The sequence below is a fragment of the Streptosporangium sp. NPDC004631 genome, from assembly GCF_053601935.1.
The window spans coordinates 127,071-146,461 of sequence record NZ_JBSGCR010000016.1 but is presented as its reverse complement, the minus strand read 5'-3'; the positions used below and the strand labels follow the sequence as shown (position 1 = coordinate 146,461).

Genomic DNA, 19,391 nt, shown 5'->3' with positions numbered 1-19,391 from the left:
GCGCACGCCGTACTGCCGCATTCAACCAAACGTCGGCCCCGTTCGCACATCCGCCGAGCGGTACGGGTTCAAGATGTGACCTTGAACGGGGAAATCGGGGGGTGCCGGGACTCGCTACCCTACGGGGGGACGTTGTCGAGGGGGTTGGCGCATGCGGGTTGTCGAGGCTTTCCGTGAGACGTTCGGCGTGGAGCCGCGGGGGGTGTGGCACGCTCCGGGGCGGGTGAACCTGATCGGGGAACACACCGACTACAACGACGGGTTCGTGCTTCCGTTCGCGGTGCCGTGGGGGGTCACCGCCGCGGTCTCACCGCGCGCGGACGGCGTTGTCAGGCTGTGGTCGCTCCAGGCGGGCACGCCGCTGACCGTCGAGACCCTCGACGAGGCCGAGGGGTGGGCGCGGTATGCCGTCGGCGTGTTCTGGGCGCTGCGCGAGGCCGGGCATCCGGTCGGGGGCGCGGACCTGGTGATCGACGGGGACGTGCCGCGGGGGGCGGGGTTGTCGTCGAGCGCGGCGCTGGAGGTCGCCGTCGGGACGGCGCTCAACGAGCTGTACGGCCTGGGCCTGGCCAAGATGGAGGTCGCGCTGGTGGCTCAGCGGGCCGAGAACGACTTCGTGGGCATGCCGTGCGGGATCATGGATCAGGCCGCCTCGGCGCTCGGGGAGCAGGGGAAGGCGCTGTTCCTGGACTGCCGGAGCCTGGCGGGCAGGACGATCCCGCTGGACCTCGCCGCGCACGGCCTCCAACTGCTGATCATCAACACCGGCGTCCACCACGAGCTCGCCGACGGGCAGTACGCCCGCCGCCGCCAGGACTGTGAGAACGCCGCCAAGCGTCTGGGGGTGGACGCGCTGCGCGACGTCACCGACCTGGCGGGCGCGCTCGGCCGGCTCAGCGGCGACGAACGCAGGCGCACCCAGCACGTGGTGACCGAGAACCACCGGGTCGAGGCGGTGATCGGGCTGCTGCGGGCCGGAGCGGTGCGGGAGATCGGCGCCCTGCTGAACGCCTCCCACCTGTCGCTGCGGGACCAGTTCGAGGTCTCCTGCCCGGAGCTGGACGTGGCGGTGGAGGCGTCGATCCGGGGCGGGGCCAGGGGCGCGCGGATGACCGGCGGCGGGTTCGGCGGGTCGGCCATCGCGCTGGTCGCCGACGATCGGGTGGAGGCCGTACGGGATGCGGTGACGCGTGCCTACGCCGAGCGCGGCTGGGCGGCGCCCGGGATCCACCCCGCCACCCCGGCCGCCGGAGCCCGCCGCCTGGTCTGACCGAGGCGCGGGGCGGGCTTCCGACCGAGGCGCGGGTGGGCTGTCGCCGTGGGGGCGTCACGTCCTCCCGGTGGCGATCCGCCTCGCTGGGCGGCACCCGGACACGGTCTCCCGGCGGCCGGCCGAGCACCGGCCACGGTCATTCCCCCCACCCACCGTGCGGACCGGACGGTGGGGCAGGCCGTCGGGTTTTCCCTCGGACGACTCGGATTAAAGTCGGGGGATGCCCTCTGAGAGCGTGCACGTGGTCTACCGCAAGTACGACGGCTCCCTGCACTGGAACCATCCCGCCCTGCTCCTCGGCGAGGACGAGCACGGTGTGTGGACCGGCTGCCCGGCGGGCACCCGGGGCAGCAGGGGTGACGAGCCGCCGGTCACCTGGATTCAACCGTTCGTGATGCTCTTCCCCCGCGACACCTGGTGGACGGCCACCTTCAACGCCACGCCGCACAAGTTCGAGATCTACTGCGACGTCTCGACCGTGCCCCGGTGGAGCGACGGCCAGGTGACCATGGTCGACCTCGATCTCGATGTGATCCGGGTGCGCGAGGACGGCCGGGTGTTCCTGGACGACGAGGACGAGTTCGAGGAGCACCGGACCCGTTACTCCTACCCTCCCGGGGTGGTCGAGGGCGCCCGCGTCGCGGCCGCCACGCTGCTGGAGGCCGTCACCACCCGCACCGCCCCCTTCGACTCCGTCCCCCGCTGGCTCTCCCGCGTCATCTGACCCGGGTCACCCGGGCGGCCGGGGCTCGGCTACAGCGGCGGGAACCGGGGGGCGCGGCGCTCGACGAAGCTGGCGACGCCCTCGGCGAAGTCGGGGCGGCGGAAGGCGTCGGCCATCAGGCGCGTCGCGTCGGCCTCCGACTGCTCCAGGGTCCGGTTCCAGTCACCCCAGACCTGGCGCTTCATCACGGCCATCGACGCCGGTGAGCTGTGGACGGCCAGCTCCCGCGCGTAGGCCAGGGTCTCGTCGAGCAGGCTCTCACCGGGTACGGACCGGCTGACCAGCCCCAGCTCACGGGCTTCGGCACCGGTGAAGGCCCGCCCGGACAGCAGCAGGTCCATGGCTCCGGCCTGGCCGATCAGCCGGGGCAGGATCCACGACAGGCCGTACTCGGCGATCAGGCCGCGACGGGCGAAGGCGGTGGTCCAGGTGGCCTCGGCCGCGGTGAAGACCACATCGCAGACCAGGGCGTGGACCATGCCGAGCCCGGCGCAGGCGCCGTTGACCGCGGCGATGACGGGCTTGCCGATCGTGACGGGGAAGGTGACGGGACGCCTGTCCGGCTCCCCCTCGTAGGAGCCGTCCCGGATGGCGTCGAGGACCCGCAGGTCCGCTCCGGCGCAGAAGCCCCTGCCCGCTCCGGTCACGACGATCACCCGGACCTCCGGGTTACGCTCCGCCTCGGCGAGCTGGTCGAAGTATCGCCGCCCCATCGTGTCGGTCCAGGCGTTGAGCCGGTCCGGGCGGTTGAACGTCAGCGTCAGCACGCCCTGCTCGATGGACGACAGCACCAGATCCAGCATGTGACCCTCCTTGCCCACCTCCACACCGAATCATGTTCGGTACGGTGCCCGCAACGCCGCCCACAGCGGTGCTTCCCCGGCGCCGCCCCGGCACCCGTCTCATCACCCCGTACGGCCCCCCGGGGAAGGAAGGGCATCGTCGCGGCCGACTCCGGTGCCGTCCCACCCCGTCAGGCCCCGCCGGGAGGAGCCGTCGCCCACCCCGGCGGGTCCACTCACCCTCCCGTCACGGATCGGCGGCCGAGTGCCCGCTCCACGGAGCCGGGGTGGTACGCGAAGTTCGGCGACAACTCCACGTCGTCGTAGTAGCGGTGGAAGACCGGCGTGGCGGAGGCCGATATCGGCGGAACGATCCAGCTCCAGTCCGCCGGGCAGACCCGCCCCGCCCTCTCCTCGCGCTCCAGGTGGGCCAGGAAGCGCCGGGACTCGGTGTGATGGTCCGTCACCGTCACCCCCGCCCGATCGAAGGAGTGCAGGACCGCCAGGTTCAGCTCCACCAGGGCGCGGTCGCGCCAGAGCGAGCGGTCGTCCCGGGTGTCCAGGCCGAGATGGGCGGCGATCACGGGCATCAGGTTGTAGCGGTCGGGGTCGGCCAGGTTACGGGCCCCGATCTCGGTGCCCATGTACCAGCCGTTGAACGGCGCCGCCCGGTAGCAGATCCCGCCGATCTCCAGGCACATGCTCGATATGGCCGGTACGGCGTGCCAGCGCAGCCCCAGCCGCTCGAACCACGGATAGCGGGGGTGGGAGAGCGGCACCTCCAGCACGGCGTCCCCCGGAACAGCGCAGAGCAGCGGGGGCGCCCCGTCGCCCATCGAGATCACCAGGGGAAGCACGTCGAAGGGTGTGCCGGGGCCGCCCCGCCAGCCGAGCTCGCGCGCCATCGTGGTGAAGCCGGCGTATCGGGGGTCGCCGACGACCGAGCCGTCGTCCATCTGGTATCCGGCGTACCGGATCAGCTGCTCGTTCCAGATCCGCGGCCCCGGCGCCCCCGGGCGGTCCGGGGCGAACACCGTGATCGTCGGCCGGATCCGGCGGCCGGACACCGCGGCGCGCAGGTGGTTCACGCACTCGACGGCGACCCCCTCGGCCGTGCTCACCCGACGCCGGTCGCGCACGCGCAGCGAGTGCCAGTAGAGCCGCCCGATACACCTGCCGCTGTTACGCCAGGCCGCCCGTGCCCCGAAGGTGAGTTCGTCGAGCGTGTGCGTGTAGGTTCCCGTTCTCTCGATCTCGGCCCGTACCTCGCGCAGCCGGGGCCTCATCGACCCCGCCCCGGGGTTCTCCGCGTAGAACAGCTCCAGATACTCCCGGGCCGCCGCCACGTCCGCGTCCGGCGCCGGCCGCCCCCGTCCCCTCCCCTTAACGCCCTCGTGAACACCGTGGACCGTCTCCGGCGCACACTGATCGGACCTTCGCCAGGTCAGCACAGAAAAACCACCCATGTATCGCTCACGGGCACGACGGCCGTTCCGGGGCGGCCGGGTGTCCTGGACGCAGTGGCCCTCACCCCACTGCGCTCGCTTGGTCCGCGGCGGCCACGTCCGGCGTCACCGAGGGCGAGCACGGCGACACAGGGCGCAGCGTCCCTTATTTTCTGTGATTCACCACGATTTGTCCGCGGAATCAGGACGGCAAAAAGCGAAGGCCCCGGGAGCTGCGCTCCCGGGGCCTTCCATCATGGCTCCCGCGATAGGACTCGAACCTATAACCTGCCGGTTAACAGCCGGCTGCTCTGCCGATTGAGCTACACGGGATCGTGCTCCGCGCCGCCCGGCCGGGGCGTCTTCCCCGTTCCTTGCGGCGCACGAATAGATTAGCGCACTCCGTGAGTGTGTGTCGCATCGATACTCGGGGGTAGGTCGGAGAAGACTCGCGATCTGTGGGTAGGGTCCGGCGGAGCAGGCTGTGGAGGTGGAGATGCGCTATCGACTGATGTTCGGCGTGGGTCTTGCGGTGGGTTACATCCTGGGAAGCCGCGCCGGCCGGGAACGTTACGAGCAGATCAAGCGGATGGTCCATCGGGTGTCCGACAGCCCGGCGGTCCAGGAGGCCGCGGGCCTGGTCGGCGCCCAGGTCTCCAGGGTCACCGACGTGGCCAGGACCAAGGTGGCGGACGTGGCCAGGAACCGGCTGCCCTTCCTGCAGTCGGAGAACGGCTGGGAGAGCGACTGGGAGAGCGGCAAGCACGACGACACGGGCACCGGCTGGCCGGAGAAGGACAGGACCACCACCCCTCGCGGGGAGCCCTACTGAGGCGCCCCGCCAAGCCCCCTGAGCCGACGGCGACGGCCCTCGGAGCGAAGCCCGGAGCCCGGAGCCCGGAGCCCGGAGCCCGGAAAACAGTCCATGATCTTTGATGGAAGGCCCCTCCCGGGGCCTTCCCCCGCCCTCGAATCCGGGCGCCCCCGGGCGGGTTCAGACGCCGAAGCTCCGGCGGGTCTCCTCCAGCGCCTGCTCGGCAAGGGCCCGCAGGCCGGGGTCGGCGGGATCCATGTCCGGGTCGAAGACGAACCTCCACACCATCCGGTCGTCGTCGGTCCTCCTGGCCACCAGCCGCACTCCCCCACGGGCGTCCAACGGGACGTAGTGGTTCACCACGATCGAGGCGGTCACCCGCTCCCTCACCGCCTCGGGAATCCGCCCCGGCTCGGGCAGCGGCGCGCGGTGCGACTCCCCCTCGGTGGTGACGACCGTCAGCCCCTCCTCGTCCCACGCTCCCCGTTCCACCTGGAACCACGGCAGCCGGATCCCGCCCAGGTAGAGCGCCCTGTCCGTGGCGATCACATAGCCGCCGGGCCCCTCGGCGTAGGTGAGCACCCGGTCGGCCGGCGCGACGGCCGTACGGACCTCGGAGGGCATCCGGTTGAAGAGCTTCATGTTTCCACGGTATCGGCGAGCAGGTCGAGGGTGAGCGCCGCGGACCAGGAGAAGTCCCGGCTGCCCCGGCCACTGCCGTCGAAGGGGTCGAAGCACTCGCGGAAGCCCGACTGCCGTACCAGGCGCAGGGTGACGGCCCCCAGCAGCCGCTCCAGCCCGGTCAGGCCGTGTACGGCGGCGGCCCGGCGCAGCAGCCAGTTGGTGTTCACCCAGGACGGTCCCCGCCAGTAGCGGGACCGGTCGAACTGCGGGGCGCGGATCTCACAGCTCGGCACGGGATATCCGGTGGTCCCCATGAACCGGGGGGACTCCAGCACGCTCACCAGGTCCGCCACCCGCTCCGAGGGCAGGGCGGGATCGAGCAGCGGCCCGAAGCAGCCGATCGTGCAGACGGGGCTGAGCCGCCCGGCACGCAGATCGCGGGCGTGGAAGGCGTCGCCGGTCCAGAGCCGCTCCAGCAGCCCGGCACGGATCCGCTCGGCCCTCTCCCGATGCGGTCCAGGGTCGGCCCCGGCCAGCGGGGCCAGCTCGGTGAGAGCGTGGCAGGACGCCAGCCAGATCCCGTTGAACATCGGGTCCTCGACCGCGAACGGATGATCCTCGCGCAGGTAGGTCCCGTCGTAGCCGGAGTCGCGGTAGCGCAGGGCCAGCCAGACGTAGCGGTCGTGGTGGCCGTCGAGGAGACGGTCGGGGCGCGCCTCCAGCGGGCACATCCGGCCGTTCGGGGTCAGTGCCTCCAGCGGGGCGTCCCACACGGGGCTGTCGTCCATGCCGGACTCCCACGGATGGACGATCGCGGCCAGCCCTCCCCCGCCCAGGTCCCTGGTCGCGGCGAGATAGTCGTTCTGGGCCACCAGCATCGGATACAGCCGGCGGACGAGAGCCGCGGCCTCCTCCCGGTCCACCGCGTGCCGCCACGTCCACCAGACGGCCAGGGCCTGCAGCGGCGGCTGGGTCAGTCCGGAGGTGGGCACCCCGTTGGGGGCGGCCGGATGGTCTCGGGAGCCCCAGACGGAGGGGCCCGGGAAGTAGGCTCCGGCCCGGACCGGATGGAAGACGATGTGCGGCACCATGCCGGTGCTCCACTGCCCGGACAGCAGGCTGAGCATCTCGGCGCCGGCCCTGCGGGGGTTCGAGCGGGCCAGGCCCAGCGCGACGAAGGTGGAGTCCCAGTTCCACTGGTGGGGGTAGAGACCGGGGGCGGGCACGGTCGCGGACCCCGTGCGGTTCGCGTTGAGCACGGACCACGCCTCGCGTCCGAGCGCGGTGTCGTCCACCGCCGACCGTGCCTCCATTGGCTCAGTCTGCGCTCACATCCGCCAAGAGAACAGGGGGCGGCCCGCCGACAAGTGCCAGTCGGCCAAAGAGACTGAAAGAACCCCAAAAGACGCCCCCTTTCCGGGGTGCGGCGCGCGGCCCGGGAATGCCGTCGGCAGTCACCGGGCAGAACACCCAAAAGGGGGCACTCATGAACATAAAACGGAAAATCATGATCGGTGCACTGTCTCTCACCACCCTGGGAGGGGTGACGGCCACCCTGGCCACGGCCAGTGCCGACACACCTCCACCTCCGGCATCGGGCACCGACACCCCCACCGCGCCGGCCGCTCCCGATCGGCAGGGCGGGCGGAACGGGGAGTACCGCCAGGACGAACAGTGGCAGCACGGCCGGAACGGCCACGACGGCAATGGGGGCAATGGGGGCCGGGGCGGGCAAGGCGGCCGGGGCTGGGAGGACGAGCGGGACGGGAACGGCCTGGACGGGCAGAACGGCCAAGACCGGGGATACGGGCAAGGCCAGGAGGACGGATGGAGCGGACGCCCCGGGGAGGATCAGGACGGACGGCGGAGTCCACAGCGGGATCAGCAGAACCGTCAGGGCGAACAAGACGGCCGGGACGGGCAGGATGGCCAGGACGGCAACGGCGGCAACGGGGGGGATGGAGGTAATGGGGGCAATGGAGGCCGAGGCGGCCAGGGCGGCTCTTAGCCCCGTCCGCCATCTGAGGCCGGCACGACACCACCCACCGCGCCCGGAGGCCCGGGGAGGGGTCAGCCCGCGGTGACCGCGGCCAGGTTCGACAGCGGCTCGGCCGCCGCGTTGAGCGCGTCGGCGAGCTCTCTGACCTGGTCCCGCGACAGCTCGGTGTAGGAGACGAACCCGTGGCCTCTGGCGTGCCTGGCCAGCAGGGCTTTCAGGTCGGCGAACTCGGTGTCCAGCGTGGTGACGAGTCCGGGACTCCTCTCCCGCACGATCGGCCGCAGGAGCCGGTAAACCTTGGCCGCACCGTCCACGTTGCCCTTGAAATCCCACAGGTCGGTATGTGAGAAGGTCTCCTCCTCACCGGTGACCTTGCCCGACGCCGCCTCGTCGAGGAGTTCCCTGGCCCCGTTGGCCATGGAGTCCACGGTGATCTCGACGCTGGGCAGCCGGGCCCTGAGCGTGCCGAGGTCGGCCAGTAGGAGATCACCGTATTCGGCCTCCCGCCCGGCTCTTCCCGGCGTCCGCCAGAGCGCCTTCTCCAGGCGGTGCCAGCCCGTCCATCTCTGCCCCTGCCCGAGGTCGGCCTCGCGCGCGTCCACCCTGGAGTCGATGTCCGCGAACGCCTCCGCCACCGGCTCGACGCTCTCCCAGCCCAGGCGGCTCGGCGCGTAGAGGGCCCTGGCCCTGCGCACCTGACCCTCCTTGAACGCGGCGACGAACTCCTCGGTCCTGGCGATGGTGCGATCGATCCGATCGCCGGCGTAGGCCCGATACCGTTCGACCGCGCGCACGGCCCGCGGGCCGGTCTCGGCGGACACAGCCGGGACCGTGACGTCCCTGCGGGTGCCGTCACCGGCCGGACCGCACCCGGTGAGGGCGACGGCGAGAAGGCCGCAGGCTGCGACGGGACGGAGAACGGCGGGCATGGACGCTCCTGGATGTCGTGAGGCCTCCAGGATCCTGCAAGCTCACGGCACCGCCCGGACGACATGCCGATCACCATGATGATCCCGCCGGCCGCGCTCTCCCGACCTCCCCCCGAATCCCCGGAACGTCCAGGAGCGTCCCGAGAAATACCAGGGCGTCCAGGGGCGACGTTCCCGCGCACCGGCCCCGGGTACGGCGGAGGCCCCCGGGACGGGATGTCTCCGGGGGCCTCCGCCGTACCGAGGTGTTCAGTCGAGATAGTCCCGCAGCATCTGGGCCCGGGTCGGATGGCGCAGTTTGGCGAGTGTCTTGGACTCGATCTGCCGGATGCGCTCCCGTGTCACGCCGAACTCCCTGCCGACCTCCTCCAGCGTCCGGGGGTGGCCGTCCGCGAGGCCGAACCGCAGCTGGATGATGCGCTGCTCACGCTCCGACAGCGTCGCGAGGATGTCGTCGAGCTGGTCCTGCAGCATGATGAAGGCCGCGGCCTCCATCGGCACGACCGCGTCGGCGTCCTCGATGAAGTCGCCGAGGTCGGAGTCCTCCTCCCCGATGGGCGACTGGAGCGAGACGGGCTCCTGGGCGATGCGCTGGATCTCGATCACCCGGTCGATCGGCAGGTCCATCTCCAGCGCGATCTCCTCGGGCGCCGGCTCGCGGCCGAGGTCCTGGTGGAGCTGGCGCTGGACCCGGACCAGCTTGTTGATCGTCTCGACCATGTGCACCGGAATGCGAATAGTGCGCGCCTGGTCGGCGATGGCCCGGGTGATGGCCTGGCGAATCCACCATGTGGCATAGGTGGAGAACTTGTATCCCTTGGTGTAGTCGAATTTCTCGACTGCCCGGATGAGCCCGAGATTGCCCTCCTGGATGAGATCCAGGAACAGCATCCCCCGGCCCACGTATCTTTTGGCGATCGAGACGACGAGCCGCAGATTGGCCTCGATCAACCGCTGTTTGGCCTGTGTTCCCTGCCAGACGAGCTCCTTGAACTCCGGAAAGACCAGCCTCGAGACGACGCTGGTGAGCTTGTCCTCGGCGAACAGGCCGGCTTCAATGCATTTGGCGAGCTCCACCTCCTCCTCGGCCGTGAGCAGTGGCACCCGGCCGATCTCCCGCAGATAGATGCGGACCAGATCGCTGGTCGGGGCCCGTTTACCGACATCCTCCTCATCGGATCGGGTGGTGTCCTCGTCACCCTGGGGCTCAAGAACCTCCACTCCGTGCTCGGCGAGCATGCGCACGACGCGTTCAAGCGCGTCGGACGGCAGCTCGGATCTGTCGAGAGCCGCGGCGACGTCGTCAACCGTGACGCTCCCGCGTTCCCTTCCCTTCGCGACGAGGTCGGCCACCTGGTCTACCGATGGCGGCCCACTTGGCAGCACCGATGCACCCACGGGAGACAGTCTGCTGTATTCGGTCCCCTAAATGGCAGACCTATTTTTGTCACCGAAGGTAAGGCTGCGATCATTATCGAACCGAGACCTCATTCAGGTTTGGTCGAATCGATGTTTGGAAATTAAAGCCGACTACACGATCAGCTTCCGGCGGCGCGTTCCCTCAGCACTCGCCGCTGCTGCTCCAGAGCGACCAACTCGGCGAACAGCCGGTTGTAGTCCTGCTGTTCCTCCACCGGGTTGGTCCGCTGCATCCGCGACTTCAGCTCCTCGATCGCCCGGGTCACCGAGATGAGTTCCAGCGCGGCCAGCATGGCCGAGGCGTACCGTTCCTCGTTCGCCAGGTCGGCGCGAAGCTCCTCCACCGCGAAGCGGGTGACCACCGCGCGCAAGGTGTCGGGCACCTCGCCGAGCAGCCGGTCCACCCACTCGCGCCCGCCGGGACCTGCCGCGGCCATGCCCCCGGTGTCCAGGATCAGCTTGTGGAGGGCGATGTGCTCGGGCAGCGTGAACGCCTCCGGCCCGATCGCCTCGAAGCCCGGTCCGAGCAGCGCCGGACGCTGCACGGCCAGCTTCAGCACCTCGGCCTCGGTCCGCACGCCGGGGTCGGTGAGATCGGCGACCCGGCGTGGCCCGGCGGGCCGCCTCTCGCGCGCCCGGACGGTGGCCTGGGCCGTGACGGAGATCTCGGCGATCCGGTCCATGACGAACCGCTCGTTGTTGAAGCCGAGCCAGCGGTCGAGGTCCACGGCGTACAGCTGGCGCAGCGCCCTGTCCTTGATGCCCGCCACGATCGGCGCCGCCGCGTCCAGCGCGGACAGCCGCCCCTCGTTGGTGCTCACGTCGTAGCGGGAGATCACGCTGCGGATCGCGAAGGCGAACAGCGGCTCCCGGCCGGCGATCAGGTCCCGTACGGCGGCCTCGCCGCGGGTGACGCGGAGGTCGCACGGGTCGAGCCCGTCGGGCTGGACGGCCACGAAGGTCTGGGTGACGAACCTCTGCTCGTCGGCGAAGGCCCGCAGTGCCGCCTTCTGCCCCGCCGCGTCACCGTCGAAGGTGAAGATCACCTCACCCTGCGACCCCGACTGGTCGAGCAGCAGCCGCCGCAGCACCTTGATGTGCTCCTGGCCGAACGCGGTGCCGCAGGTGGCCACCGCCGTCGGCACGCCCGACAGGTGACAGGCCATCACGTCGGTGTACCCCTCGACGATCACCGCCTGGGAACGCTTGGAGATCTCCCGCTTGGCCAGGTCCACGCCGTAGAGGACCTCGCTCTTCTTGTAGAGCGGACTTTCAGGGGTGTTGAGGTATTTTGGGCCATCTTCGGCCTCATTCAGTTTTCGCGCACCGAAACCGATGACATCGCCGGTGATGTCACGGATGGGCCAGACGAGCCGCCCCCGGAACCGGTCGATCGGGCCCCGGCGGCCCTCCTTGGCCAGCCCCCCCTTGATCAGCTCGGCGGCGGTGAAGCCCCGGGCCATCAGATGCCGGGAGAGCGCCTCCCACTCGGCGGGCGCGTAGCCCACCCCGAAATGCTCGGCGTCGACCCGCTCGAACCCGCGCTCCGACAGGAACGTGCGTCCGAGCGCGGCGTCCGGCCCGCCCAGCTTCGCCACGTAGAACTCCGCCGCGGCCCGGTGCGCCTCGACGAGCCGGCTGCGCTCCCCCTGCTCCCGCCCTGGAACGTAGCCGCCCTGCTCGTAGCGGAGCTGGATGCCCGCCCGGTTCGCCAGCCGCTCCACGGCCTCGCCGAACGAAAGGTGCTCCAGCCGCCGGACGAAGGTGATGACGTCCCCGCCCTCGGCACAGCCGAAGCAGTACCAGTAACCACGGGTGGGGGTGACGTTGAAGGACGGGCTTTTCTCCTCGTGGAAGGGGCAGAGCCCCTTCAGGTTGCCGCCGCCCGCGTTGCGGAGCTGGATGTGCTCACCCACGATGTCCGCGATCGGTGAGCGCTCCCGCACGAGCGCGATGTCCTCGTCACTGATCCGGCCTGCCACGCCGCGAGTCTAGTGGGGCGCCCCGACAGGTTGGCGCTCCGGCGGAACGCTCCGGGGGTTCGGAGGCCGGTTGGGACGGGCGACTTTCCGGAACAGGTCATGACCAATCGGAAGGTCGGTTACAAAGGTAAAGCCTGATTCTCGATAACGTTACGCGGGTGGAGACCATGCGATCGGGGCATATAGCACGATTGATCATCGTCAGCGGCGCGGTGTTCGTCACCGGAGCCTGCGCGTCACCGGGTGGGGTGGCGGGCATCAGTACCCTGCCCCCGGTTCCGGCGGTCGAGGTGGCCGCCGCTTCGCCAGGAGTGGCCACCGCGACGATTCCCGCGCCGACACCGGGGCCCGAGTCGACCGTGCCCCGTCCGGCGGCCGACGATCCGGTGCAGGTACCGCCGCCCAAGATCTCGAAGTTCACCTACACCTTCCCGGTGAAGGACTGCAGGGTGACCTACGAGAGAAAGCTGCTCATCCTGCCCAAGAGCACGATCTGGTCACACCGGGGATGCTCGTTCGTCTCCCCGGTGAACGGGGTGGTCGACGAGGTCAACGCCCAGAACCGGTGGAAGCCCTCCACCGACCGCGGCCCCGACCGTGAGGGACGCTTCGTCACCGTGATCGGCGACGACGGCGTGCGCTACCTCGGCGGCCATCTGGACCGGATCGCCCCGGGGATCAAACCGGGAACACGGGTCAGCGGGGGCCAGGTCCTCGGCCAGGTCGGCAACTCGGGCAACGCCCGGTCCACCGCCAGCAACCTCTACTTCGCGATCTCCTGGAAGGCCGACCCCTCGCTCTGGTGGGTACGGCGCGGCATGGTCAAGCCGTGGAACTACCTGGACGCCTGGCTGAAGGGCAACCGGACGCTCTCCCCCTCGGACGAGACACGGGCGGTGATGAGCAAGACCGGGGCCGCGCCCGAGTGCGCGACGCTGTGCGCCCCCAAATCCGGCCCCACGCCCACCACGAAGCCGGGGAGAACCCCGGAGGAGAAGATCCCGCTGGGCGGCTAGAGGCCGGACGCCGCGATCATCCGTACGGCGGCCGGCCGGAGGTTCAGCGCCCGGACAGGTGCCTGTGCCAGGTGACGGCCGAGGTGTCGGTGAGGGAGGCGATCTGGTCGATCACCACCCGCAGCCGCCCGCCGTCGCCGGCGGCCCTGGTGAAGGAGGGGCGGAGCGCGGGCTCCAGTGTGCCGGGGGCGCCCAACATGATCAGGTGGGCCAGGTCGTGGATGAGCTCACGCTGCCTGGCCTGCTTGGCGCTGTGCTCGTCCCTGGTCATCACGTAGTGAGCGGTCAGCCCCTTCAGCAGGGCGCACTCCAGGCGGGCGTCCCGGGGAACGACCAGGTCGGCGCTGTAACGGCCGGCGGCGGGGCCGTACGCCTCGCGGGTGGCGACCTGGGCGGAACGGCAGAGATGACCGATCAGGGCGCTGGTGAGCCCCTTGGTCGCGGCGAGGTCGGCCAGGGAACCGTCGAAGTGGCGAGGCCAGAGCGGCTGGGCGACCAGCCGATCGAAGATGTCCTCCAGCTCGCCGGGGTCGGCGTCCGGGGCGTACCAGGCCCGGGTGGTCACGCACACCTCCTGACGCTCGGCGGGGTCACGCAGCGCCTGCGGCACGACGGCGCCCGAGTGGAGCGCGTCCTCCAGGTCGTGCACCGAGTAGGCGACGTCGTCGGCCCAGTCCATGATCTGGGCCTCGAAGCTGACCTGTCCCTCGGGGGCGCCCTCCCTGATCCAGTCGAAGACCACCATGTCGTCGCCGTAGGCGCAGTACTTGGGGCTCGTCTCACGGGTCCAGGGATATTTGACCGCGGCGTCCAGGGAGGCACGGGTGAGGTTGAGGCCGGCGCTGCGGCCGTCCTCGGTGAGGACCTTGGCCTCCAGCCGGGTCAGCAGGCGCAGGCTCTGCGCGTTCCCCTCGAACCCGCCGCAGCCGGCGGCCAGCTCGTTGAGCGCGGTCTCCCCGTTGTGCCCGAACGGCGGATGCCCGAGATCGTGGGCCAGGCAGGCGGTCTCCACCAGATCGGGATCCCTGCAGAGCACCTGGCCCATCTCCCGGCCGATCTGCGCGCACTCCAGCGAGTGGGTCAGCCGGGTACGCGGGATGTGCTGCCCGCTGCCGAGCGTCTCCCCCGGCCCGACCACCTGGGTCTTGGCCGCGAGCCGGCGCAGCCCGGCGCTGTGCAGCACCCGGGCGCGATCCCGCTCGAACGAGCCTCTCTCGGGGTTGCCGGGTGGTTCCGGTACCCATCTGTCCTGGTCATGCTCGTCGTAGGGATGCATAAGTGCAGTGATTTTATCCAGGAAAGTGGCGTCCCATGCCGAACAGCGGGGAAACACCTGATGACTCCGGGGCGCGGACGACGTCCAGGACGCGCGGAACCTCCCCACCGGCCCCGATGCCGTCCTCCTTCACCACCGGTACCCGCCGCCGGAGGACATCGGCGGCGGGCGTCCCGGCGATCCAGCGGGTCAGCGGGTCAGCGGGTCAGCGGGTCAGCGGGTGTCGGAGCCCGCGGCGGCCAGGGCCGCCCGTCCGGCCTCCAGCCGGGCGACGGGGATTCGGAACGGCGAGCAGGACACGTAGTCCAGCCCCACCTGGTGGCAGAAGTGGACCGAGTCGGGGTCGCCGCCGTGCTCGCCGCAGATGCCGAGCTTGAGGTCGGGGCGGGTCCTCCGCCCCTCCTCCACGGCGATCCGCATCAGCCTGCCCACCCCGTCGCGGTCCAGCGACTCGAACGGGGAGACCCCGAAGACGCCCAGCTCCAGATACTTGGAGAAGAAGGCGGCCTCAACGTCGTCACGGGAGAATCCCCAGGTCATCTGGGTCAGGTCGTTGGTGCCGAAGGAGAAGAACTCGGCGGCCTCGGCGATCTGCCCGGCGGTCAGCGCCGCACGCGGCACCTCGATCATCGTGCCGACCAGCGCCTCGACACCGGTCTCGGCCAGGATCCGCCGCGCCTCGTCCTTGACGTGCTCCAGCTCCTGCACCGCGGCCACCAGCGGGATCATGATCTCCGCGCGGGCGCCATCGACGGCCTTGGCCGCCTCGGCGATCGCCCGGACCTGCATGGCGAACAGGCCGGGGACGACCAGGCCGAGCCGTACCCCGCGCAGGCCCAGCATCGGGTTCTGCTCGTGCAGGCGCTTGACGGCGGCGAGCAGCCTGCGGTCCTTGGCGTCCGCCAGGTCCCCGGCGAGCGCGACCTTCACCGACAGCTCGCTGTAGTCGGGCAGGAACTCGTGCAGCGGCGGGTCGATCAGACGGATCGTGACCGGCAGCCCGGCCATCTCCTGGAAGATCTCCGTGAAGTCCGACTTCTGCAGCGGCTCCAGCGCGGCCAGCGCGTGCTCGCGCTCCTCGTCCGAGGTGGCCAGGACGAGGTCCTCGACCAGTTTCCGCCGGTCACCGAGGAACATGTGCTCGGTACGGCAGAGCCCGATACCCTCGGCGCCGAACCGGCGGGCGCGGGCGGAGTCCTCGGCGTTGTCGGCGTTGGCCCGCACCCGCAGCCGCCGGGAGGCGTCGGCGTGGGTCATGACGCGGTGCACGGCCCGGACGAGCTCGTCGTCCTGGTCGACCGCGCCCTCGAAGTACTCCACGACCGGGGAGGGGACCACGGGCACCTCGCCGAGGTAGACGGCGCCGCTGGAACCGTCGATGGAGATGACGTCCCCCTCGGAGACCACGACCCCGCCGGGGGCGGTGAACCTGCGCTCCTTGGTGGAGACCTCCAGCTCCTCGGCGCCGCAGACGCAGGTCTTGCCCATGCCGCGGGCGACCACGGCGGCGTGCGAGGTCTTGCCGCCCCGGCTGGTCAGCACCCCCTGGGCGGCGATCATGCCGGCCAGGTCGTCGGGGTTGGTCTCGCGGCGGACCAGGATGACGGCCTCGCCCGCGGCGGCCAGCTCGACGGCCCGCTCGGAGGAGAAGACGGCCTTGCCGACGGCCGCGCCCGGGGAGGCGTTCATCCCCCTGGTGATCCTGGCGCTCTCCGCGTCCCCGGCGAAGCGCGGGAACATGAGCTGGGCGAGCTGGGCGCCGGTCACCCGGGTCACGGCCTCGTCGAGGTCGATCAGGCCCTGGTCGACCAGCTGTACGGCGATGCGGAACGCGGCGCCCGCGGTCCGCTTGCCCACCCGGGTCTGGAGCATCCACAGCTTGCCGCGCTCAACGGTGAACTCGATGTCGCACAGGTCGCGGTAGTGGTTCTCCAGCGTCTCCATGATCTTCATGAGCTCGTCGTAGACGGACTTGTCGAGCCGCTCCAGATCCTGCAGCGGCATGGTGTTGCGGATGCCGGCCACCACGTCCTCGCCCTGGGCGTTCTGCAGGTAGTCGCCGTAGACGCCCTGGTGGCCGCTGCCGGGGTCACGGGTGAAGGCCACCCCGGTGCCGGAGTCCATGCCGCAGTTGCCGAAGACCATGGAGCAGATGTTGACCGCCGTGCCGAGGTCGGCGGGGATGCGTTCCTGACGGCGGTAGAGGATGGCGCGCGGGGCGTTCCAGGAGTCGAAGACGGCGGTGACCGCCATGCGCATCTGCTCGTGCGGGTCGGCGGGGAAGTCACGGCCGGTCCGGTCGCGGACGATGCCCTTGTAGGTCTTGACCAGGCTCCGGAAGTCGGCCGCGTCGAGCTCCAGGTCGTCGCGGCCGTTCTTGAGCTCCTCCAGGGCGTCGTCGAACAGCTCGGCGTCGATGTTCTGCACGGTCCGGCCGAACATCTGGATGAGACGCCGGTAGGAGTCCCAGGCGAACCGCTCGTTGCCGCCGGCCTGCTTGGCCAGGCCGTGTACCGACTCGTCGTTCAGACCGATGTTCAGGACGGTCTCCATCATGCCCGGCATGGAGAACTTGGCGCCGGAGCGGACGCTCACCAGCAGCGGGTCGTCCGCCTGGCCGAGGCGACGGCCCATCCGGCTCTCCAGCTCGGCCAGGTGGTGGGAGATCTCCTCCTCCAGGCCCTCGGGGAGTTCGCCGTCCTGCAGGAAGCGGCGGCACGCGTCGGTTGTGATGATGAAGCCGGGGGGCACCGGCAACCCGAGATTGGTCATCTCCGCCAGATTGGCCCCCTTACCGCCGAGCAGATCCTTAAGATCTTTGTTGCCCTCGGTGAAGTCGTAAACGTACTTGGGCACGGTTGCTCCTTCTGCGACTTCAAACGACGTGTGGTTCCGCCTGCTTGGGACTCTACCGACGGAGAACCCGACGAAACACCACCCACCCGGCGAAGACGCATTTATGCAGGTCAAGGCCCATATAGCGGTCTAATCCAATTTAAATCGGCGCCAAAACCGGTATGATATGGCCCACCCCAAGAACTGGTATAAACCAATTGGTATAAACCAATTGTCTCAGTATTCAAACGGGTTCACCGAAGGTTCACCATCCGGGGTATACGGCCGCCGGACCGTACCGCCGCAGGGGCGGCCCGGCCGTACGGCGCGGGACGGCCCTTCCGGCGGAGCCCGGGGGGGTGGGACACCGAGGAAAAACGGCGGCCGGCGGCCCCTTACGGGGACACCGGCCGCCGGCGGTCGGACGGATCCGTCCTCAGTCGTTGAGGTGCTGGCGGAGGTAGGACTCGGCCTTGTCGAGGGCCACCCGCTCCTGGCCCCTCGAATCGCGCTCGCGGATGGTCACCGCGTGGTCGTCGAGGGTGTCGAAGTCGACGGTGACGCAGAAGGGCGTGCCGATCTCGTCCTGGCGGCGGTAGCGGCGGCCGATCGCGCCCGCGTCGTCGAACTCGACGTTCCACCGGCGGCGGAGCTGGGCGGCCAGGTCCTTGGCCTTCGGCGACAGGTCGGCGTTGCGCGACAGCGGCAGCACCGCGACCTTGACCGGGGCGAGGCGGTGGTCGAGGCGGAGCACCGTGCGCTTCTCCATGACGCCCTTGGAGTTGGGCACCTCGTCCTCGTCGTAGGCGTCGATCAGGAAGGTGAGAGTGGCGCGGTCCACACCGGCGGCGGGCTCGATCACGTAGGGAACGTAGCGCTCGCCGCTCTCCTGCTCGAAGAAGCTGAGGTCGGTGCCGGACGCCTTGCCGTGCGCGGTGAGGTCGAAGTCGGTGCGGTTGGCGACGCCCTCAAGCTCCCCCCACTCCCCGCCGGTGAAGTTGAAGCGGTACTCGATGTCGACGGTCCGCTTGGAGTAGTGCGACAGCTTCTCCTGCGGGTGCTCGTACAGGCGCAGGTTCTCCGGGTTGATGCCCAGGTCGGTGTACCAGCGGAAGCGCTCGTCGATCCAGAACTGGTGCCACTCCTCGTCGGTGCCGGGCTTGACGAAGAACTCCATCTCCATCTGCTCGAACTCGCGGGTGCGGAAGATGAAGTTGCCCGGGGTGATCTCGTTACGGAACGACTTGCCGATCTGGCCGATGCCGAACGGGATCTTCCGGCGCGCCGACTGCTGCACGTTGAGGTAGTTGATGAAGATGCCCTGGGCGGTCTCCGGCCGCAGGTAGGCCAGCCCGGACTCGTCCTCGACCGGGCCGAGGTAGGTCTTCAGCAGCCCGCTGAACTGCCTGGGCGCGGTGAACGAGCCCTTGGTGCCGCAGTTGGGGCAGGTGATGTCGGCCAGGCCGTTGACCGGCGGCTTGCCGTGTTTGTCCTGATACCCCTCTTCAAGGTGGTCGGCGCGGTAGCGCTTGTGGCAGGACTGGCACTCGGTCAGCGGATCGCTGAAGGTGTCAACGTGGCCGCTGGCCTGCCACACCTCACGGGCCAGGATCACACAGGAGTCGAGGCCGACCACGTCGTCACGGCCCTGCACCACGGTCTTCCACCACTGCCGCTTCACGTTGTTCTTGAGCTCCACCCCCAGTGGTCCGTAGTCCCACGAGGCCCGCAGGCCGCCGTAGATCTCGCTGGAGGGGTAGACGAGCCCGCGTCGCTTGGCGAGGCTGACGATGGTGTCCATGATGTCGGTACGGCGTGCCATAACGGAAAATCTCCATCCGGCTGGAGGTCGGCGAGGAATTGATTGAGTTCCCAGCTTAGGGGAGCCGGGCAACCGGCAGGCGCGCATAAACCATCGCGCCCGCCTTGTGTGCATAAAGGTAACTAGGGATGATCTACGTCCTCGAACGCGCTCGGCTCGTTGATCATCAGGGTCATCAGCGGATACATCGTCATCCGCGCCGCCCCCAGTGCCCGCCGGTAGAATCCGGCGCCCTCCCACTCGCTGACCAGCGCCCACAGCTCCGGCTCGTCCACCGAGCGGACCACCCGGCCGCGCACGTACCCCGGCTGCCCGGCCAGGGTGCCGACGATGTCGTGCGCCTGCTTCAGGAACTCCTCGGCCCGGCCTGGCGGCACCGAGTAACGGATGACGGCGAGCATCCGCCCAGCATGCCAGAGTTCCCGCCCGGGTCCCGGCACGGACCGCTCCC

Annotated in this window: 15 protein-coding genes and 1 tRNA gene; 4 read left to right on the top strand and 12 right to left on the bottom strand. The window is 70.0% G+C overall.

What is annotated here, in order from left to right; translation table 11 throughout:
• Positions 1 to 151 precede the first annotated feature (151 nt).
• Both galK and ACWEF2_RS18425 read left to right on the top strand, forming a co-directional pair.
• On the top strand, positions 152 to 1,270 hold the full coding sequence (gene galK / locus ACWEF2_RS18430) for a galactokinase (RefSeq protein ID WP_453816648.1): 1,119 nt from the start codon (positions 152 to 154) through the stop codon (positions 1,268 to 1,270).
• Positions 1,271 to 1,493: 223 nt separating this feature from the next.
• Positions 1,494 to 1,997 carry a DUF402 domain-containing protein gene (locus tag ACWEF2_RS18425; protein WP_453816646.1) on the top strand — a complete coding sequence of 168 codons (504 nt, stop codon included), beginning with the start codon at positions 1,494 to 1,496 and terminating at the stop codon, positions 1,995 to 1,997.
• Positions 1,998 to 2,026: 29 nt separating this feature from the next.
• Here the strand turns inward: ACWEF2_RS18425 and ACWEF2_RS18420 are convergent, their stop codons facing one another.
• The 3 genes from ACWEF2_RS18420 to ACWEF2_RS18410 all read right to left on the bottom strand — a co-directional run bounded on the left by ACWEF2_RS18420 (position 2,027) and on the right by ACWEF2_RS18410 (position 4,557).
• On the bottom strand, positions 2,027 to 2,800 hold the full coding sequence (locus ACWEF2_RS18420; protein ID WP_453816644.1) for an enoyl-CoA hydratase-related protein: 774 nt from the start codon (positions 2,798 to 2,800) through the stop codon (positions 2,027 to 2,029).
• A 215-nt stretch (positions 2,801 to 3,015) separates the two neighbouring features.
• Complete coding sequence (locus ACWEF2_RS18415; protein WP_453816643.1) at positions 3,016 to 4,125, bottom strand: nitric oxide synthase oxygenase; 1,110 nt, start codon at positions 4,123 to 4,125, stop codon at positions 3,016 to 3,018.
• 356 nt (positions 4,126 to 4,481) lie between these two features.
• Positions 4,482 to 4,557, bottom strand: a tRNA-Asn gene (locus ACWEF2_RS18410).
• Positions 4,558 to 4,720: 163 nt separating this feature from the next.
• Here ACWEF2_RS18410 and ACWEF2_RS18405 point away from each other — a divergent pair.
• The gene (locus tag ACWEF2_RS18405) at positions 4,721 to 5,056 is read left to right on the top strand and encodes a YtxH domain-containing protein (RefSeq protein WP_453816641.1); all 336 of its coding nucleotides are present in this window, start codon (positions 4,721 to 4,723) and stop codon (positions 5,054 to 5,056) included.
• Positions 5,057 to 5,218: 162 nt separating this feature from the next.
• Here ACWEF2_RS18405 and ACWEF2_RS18400 read toward each other — a convergent pair whose 3' ends face one another.
• The 5 genes from ACWEF2_RS18400 to dnaG form a co-directional block, all read right to left on the bottom strand.
• Positions 5,219 to 5,680, bottom strand: a complete 462-nt coding sequence (locus ACWEF2_RS18400) for a hypothetical protein (protein ID WP_453816639.1) — start codon at positions 5,678 to 5,680, stop codon at positions 5,219 to 5,221.
• Complete coding sequence (locus ACWEF2_RS18395) at positions 5,677 to 6,975, bottom strand: MGH1-like glycoside hydrolase domain-containing protein (RefSeq protein WP_453816637.1); 1,299 nt, start codon at positions 6,973 to 6,975, stop codon at positions 5,677 to 5,679. The genes ACWEF2_RS18400 and ACWEF2_RS18395 overlap by 4 nt, the downstream gene beginning before the upstream one ends.
• Before the next feature lie 757 nt (positions 6,976 to 7,732).
• On the bottom strand, positions 7,733 to 8,590 hold the full coding sequence (efeO, locus tag ACWEF2_RS18390; RefSeq protein ID WP_453816635.1) for an iron uptake system protein EfeO: 858 nt from the start codon (positions 8,588 to 8,590) through the stop codon (positions 7,733 to 7,735).
• A gap of 249 nt (positions 8,591 to 8,839) precedes the next feature.
• Positions 8,840 to 9,943 (bottom strand): RNA polymerase sigma factor RpoD, encoded by a 1,104-nt coding sequence (gene rpoD, locus ACWEF2_RS18385; RefSeq protein WP_453816633.1) that lies wholly within the window; start codon positions 9,941 to 9,943, stop codon positions 8,840 to 8,842.
• A gap of 185 nt (positions 9,944 to 10,128) precedes the next feature.
• Complete coding sequence (gene dnaG / locus ACWEF2_RS18380; protein WP_453816631.1) at positions 10,129 to 11,991, bottom strand: DNA primase; 1,863 nt, start codon at positions 11,989 to 11,991, stop codon at positions 10,129 to 10,131.
• 191 nt (positions 11,992 to 12,182) lie between these two features.
• Here dnaG and ACWEF2_RS18375 point away from each other — a divergent pair, with 191 nt between their 5' ends.
• The gene (locus ACWEF2_RS18375) at positions 12,183 to 13,007 is read left to right on the top strand and encodes a peptidoglycan DD-metalloendopeptidase family protein (RefSeq protein WP_453816629.1); all 825 of its coding nucleotides are present in this window, start codon (positions 12,183 to 12,185) and stop codon (positions 13,005 to 13,007) included.
• 43 nt (positions 13,008 to 13,050) lie between these two features.
• On the opposite strand, the gene ACWEF2_RS18370 is transcribed toward ACWEF2_RS18375, so the two are convergent.
• The 4 genes from ACWEF2_RS18370 to ACWEF2_RS18355 all read right to left on the bottom strand — a co-directional run bounded on the left by ACWEF2_RS18370 (position 13,051) and on the right by ACWEF2_RS18355 (position 19,341).
• Positions 13,051 to 14,283 (bottom strand): deoxyguanosinetriphosphate triphosphohydrolase, encoded by a 1,233-nt coding sequence (locus ACWEF2_RS18370; protein WP_453816627.1) that lies wholly within the window; start codon positions 14,281 to 14,283, stop codon positions 13,051 to 13,053.
• Positions 14,284 to 14,496: 213 nt separating this feature from the next.
• The gene (gene ppdK / locus ACWEF2_RS18365; RefSeq protein ID WP_453816625.1) at positions 14,497 to 17,139 is read right to left on the bottom strand and encodes a pyruvate, phosphate dikinase; all 2,643 of its coding nucleotides are present in this window, start codon (positions 17,137 to 17,139) and stop codon (positions 14,497 to 14,499) included.
• 415 nt (positions 17,140 to 17,554) lie between these two features.
• A complete protein-coding gene (locus ACWEF2_RS18360; protein ID WP_453816623.1) occupies positions 17,555 to 18,940 on the bottom strand; it encodes a glycine--tRNA ligase in 1,386 nt (461 codons plus the stop codon).
• A gap of 122 nt (positions 18,941 to 19,062) precedes the next feature.
• On the bottom strand, positions 19,063 to 19,341 hold the full coding sequence (locus ACWEF2_RS18355) for an antibiotic biosynthesis monooxygenase family protein (protein WP_355592930.1): 279 nt from the start codon (positions 19,339 to 19,341) through the stop codon (positions 19,063 to 19,065).
• Positions 19,342 to 19,391: the final 50 nt, after the last annotated feature.

Coding starts and splice junctions, on each gene's coding strand:
- galK (WP_453816648.1), top strand. CDS start 152: ATGCGGGTTGTCGAGGCTTTCCGTGAGACGTTCGGCGTGGAGCCGCGG.
- ACWEF2_RS18425 (WP_453816646.1), top strand. CDS start 1,494: ATGCCCTCTGAGAGCGTGCACGTGGTCTACCGCAAGTACGACGGCTCC.
- ACWEF2_RS18420 (WP_453816644.1), bottom strand. CDS start 2,800: ATGCTGGATCTGGTGCTGTCGTCCATCGAGCAGGGCGTGCTGACGCTG.
- ACWEF2_RS18405 (WP_453816641.1), top strand. CDS start 4,721: ATGCGCTATCGACTGATGTTCGGCGTGGGTCTTGCGGTGGGTTACATC.
- ACWEF2_RS18400 (WP_453816639.1), bottom strand. CDS start 5,680: ATGAAGCTCTTCAACCGGATGCCCTCCGAGGTCCGTACGGCCGTCGCG.
- ACWEF2_RS18395 (WP_453816637.1), bottom strand. CDS start 6,975: ATGGAGGCACGGTCGGCGGTGGACGACACCGCGCTCGGACGCGAGGCG.
- efeO (WP_453816635.1), bottom strand. CDS start 8,590: ATGCCCGCCGTTCTCCGTCCCGTCGCAGCCTGCGGCCTTCTCGCCGTC.
- ACWEF2_RS18370 (WP_453816627.1), bottom strand. CDS start 14,283: ATGCATCCCTACGACGAGCATGACCAGGACAGATGGGTACCGGAACCA.
- ACWEF2_RS18360 (WP_453816623.1), bottom strand. CDS start 18,940: ATGGCACGCCGTACCGACATCATGGACACCATCGTCAGCCTCGCCAAG.
- ACWEF2_RS18355 (WP_355592930.1), bottom strand. CDS start 19,341: ATGCTCGCCGTCATCCGTTACTCGGTGCCGCCAGGCCGGGCCGAGGAG.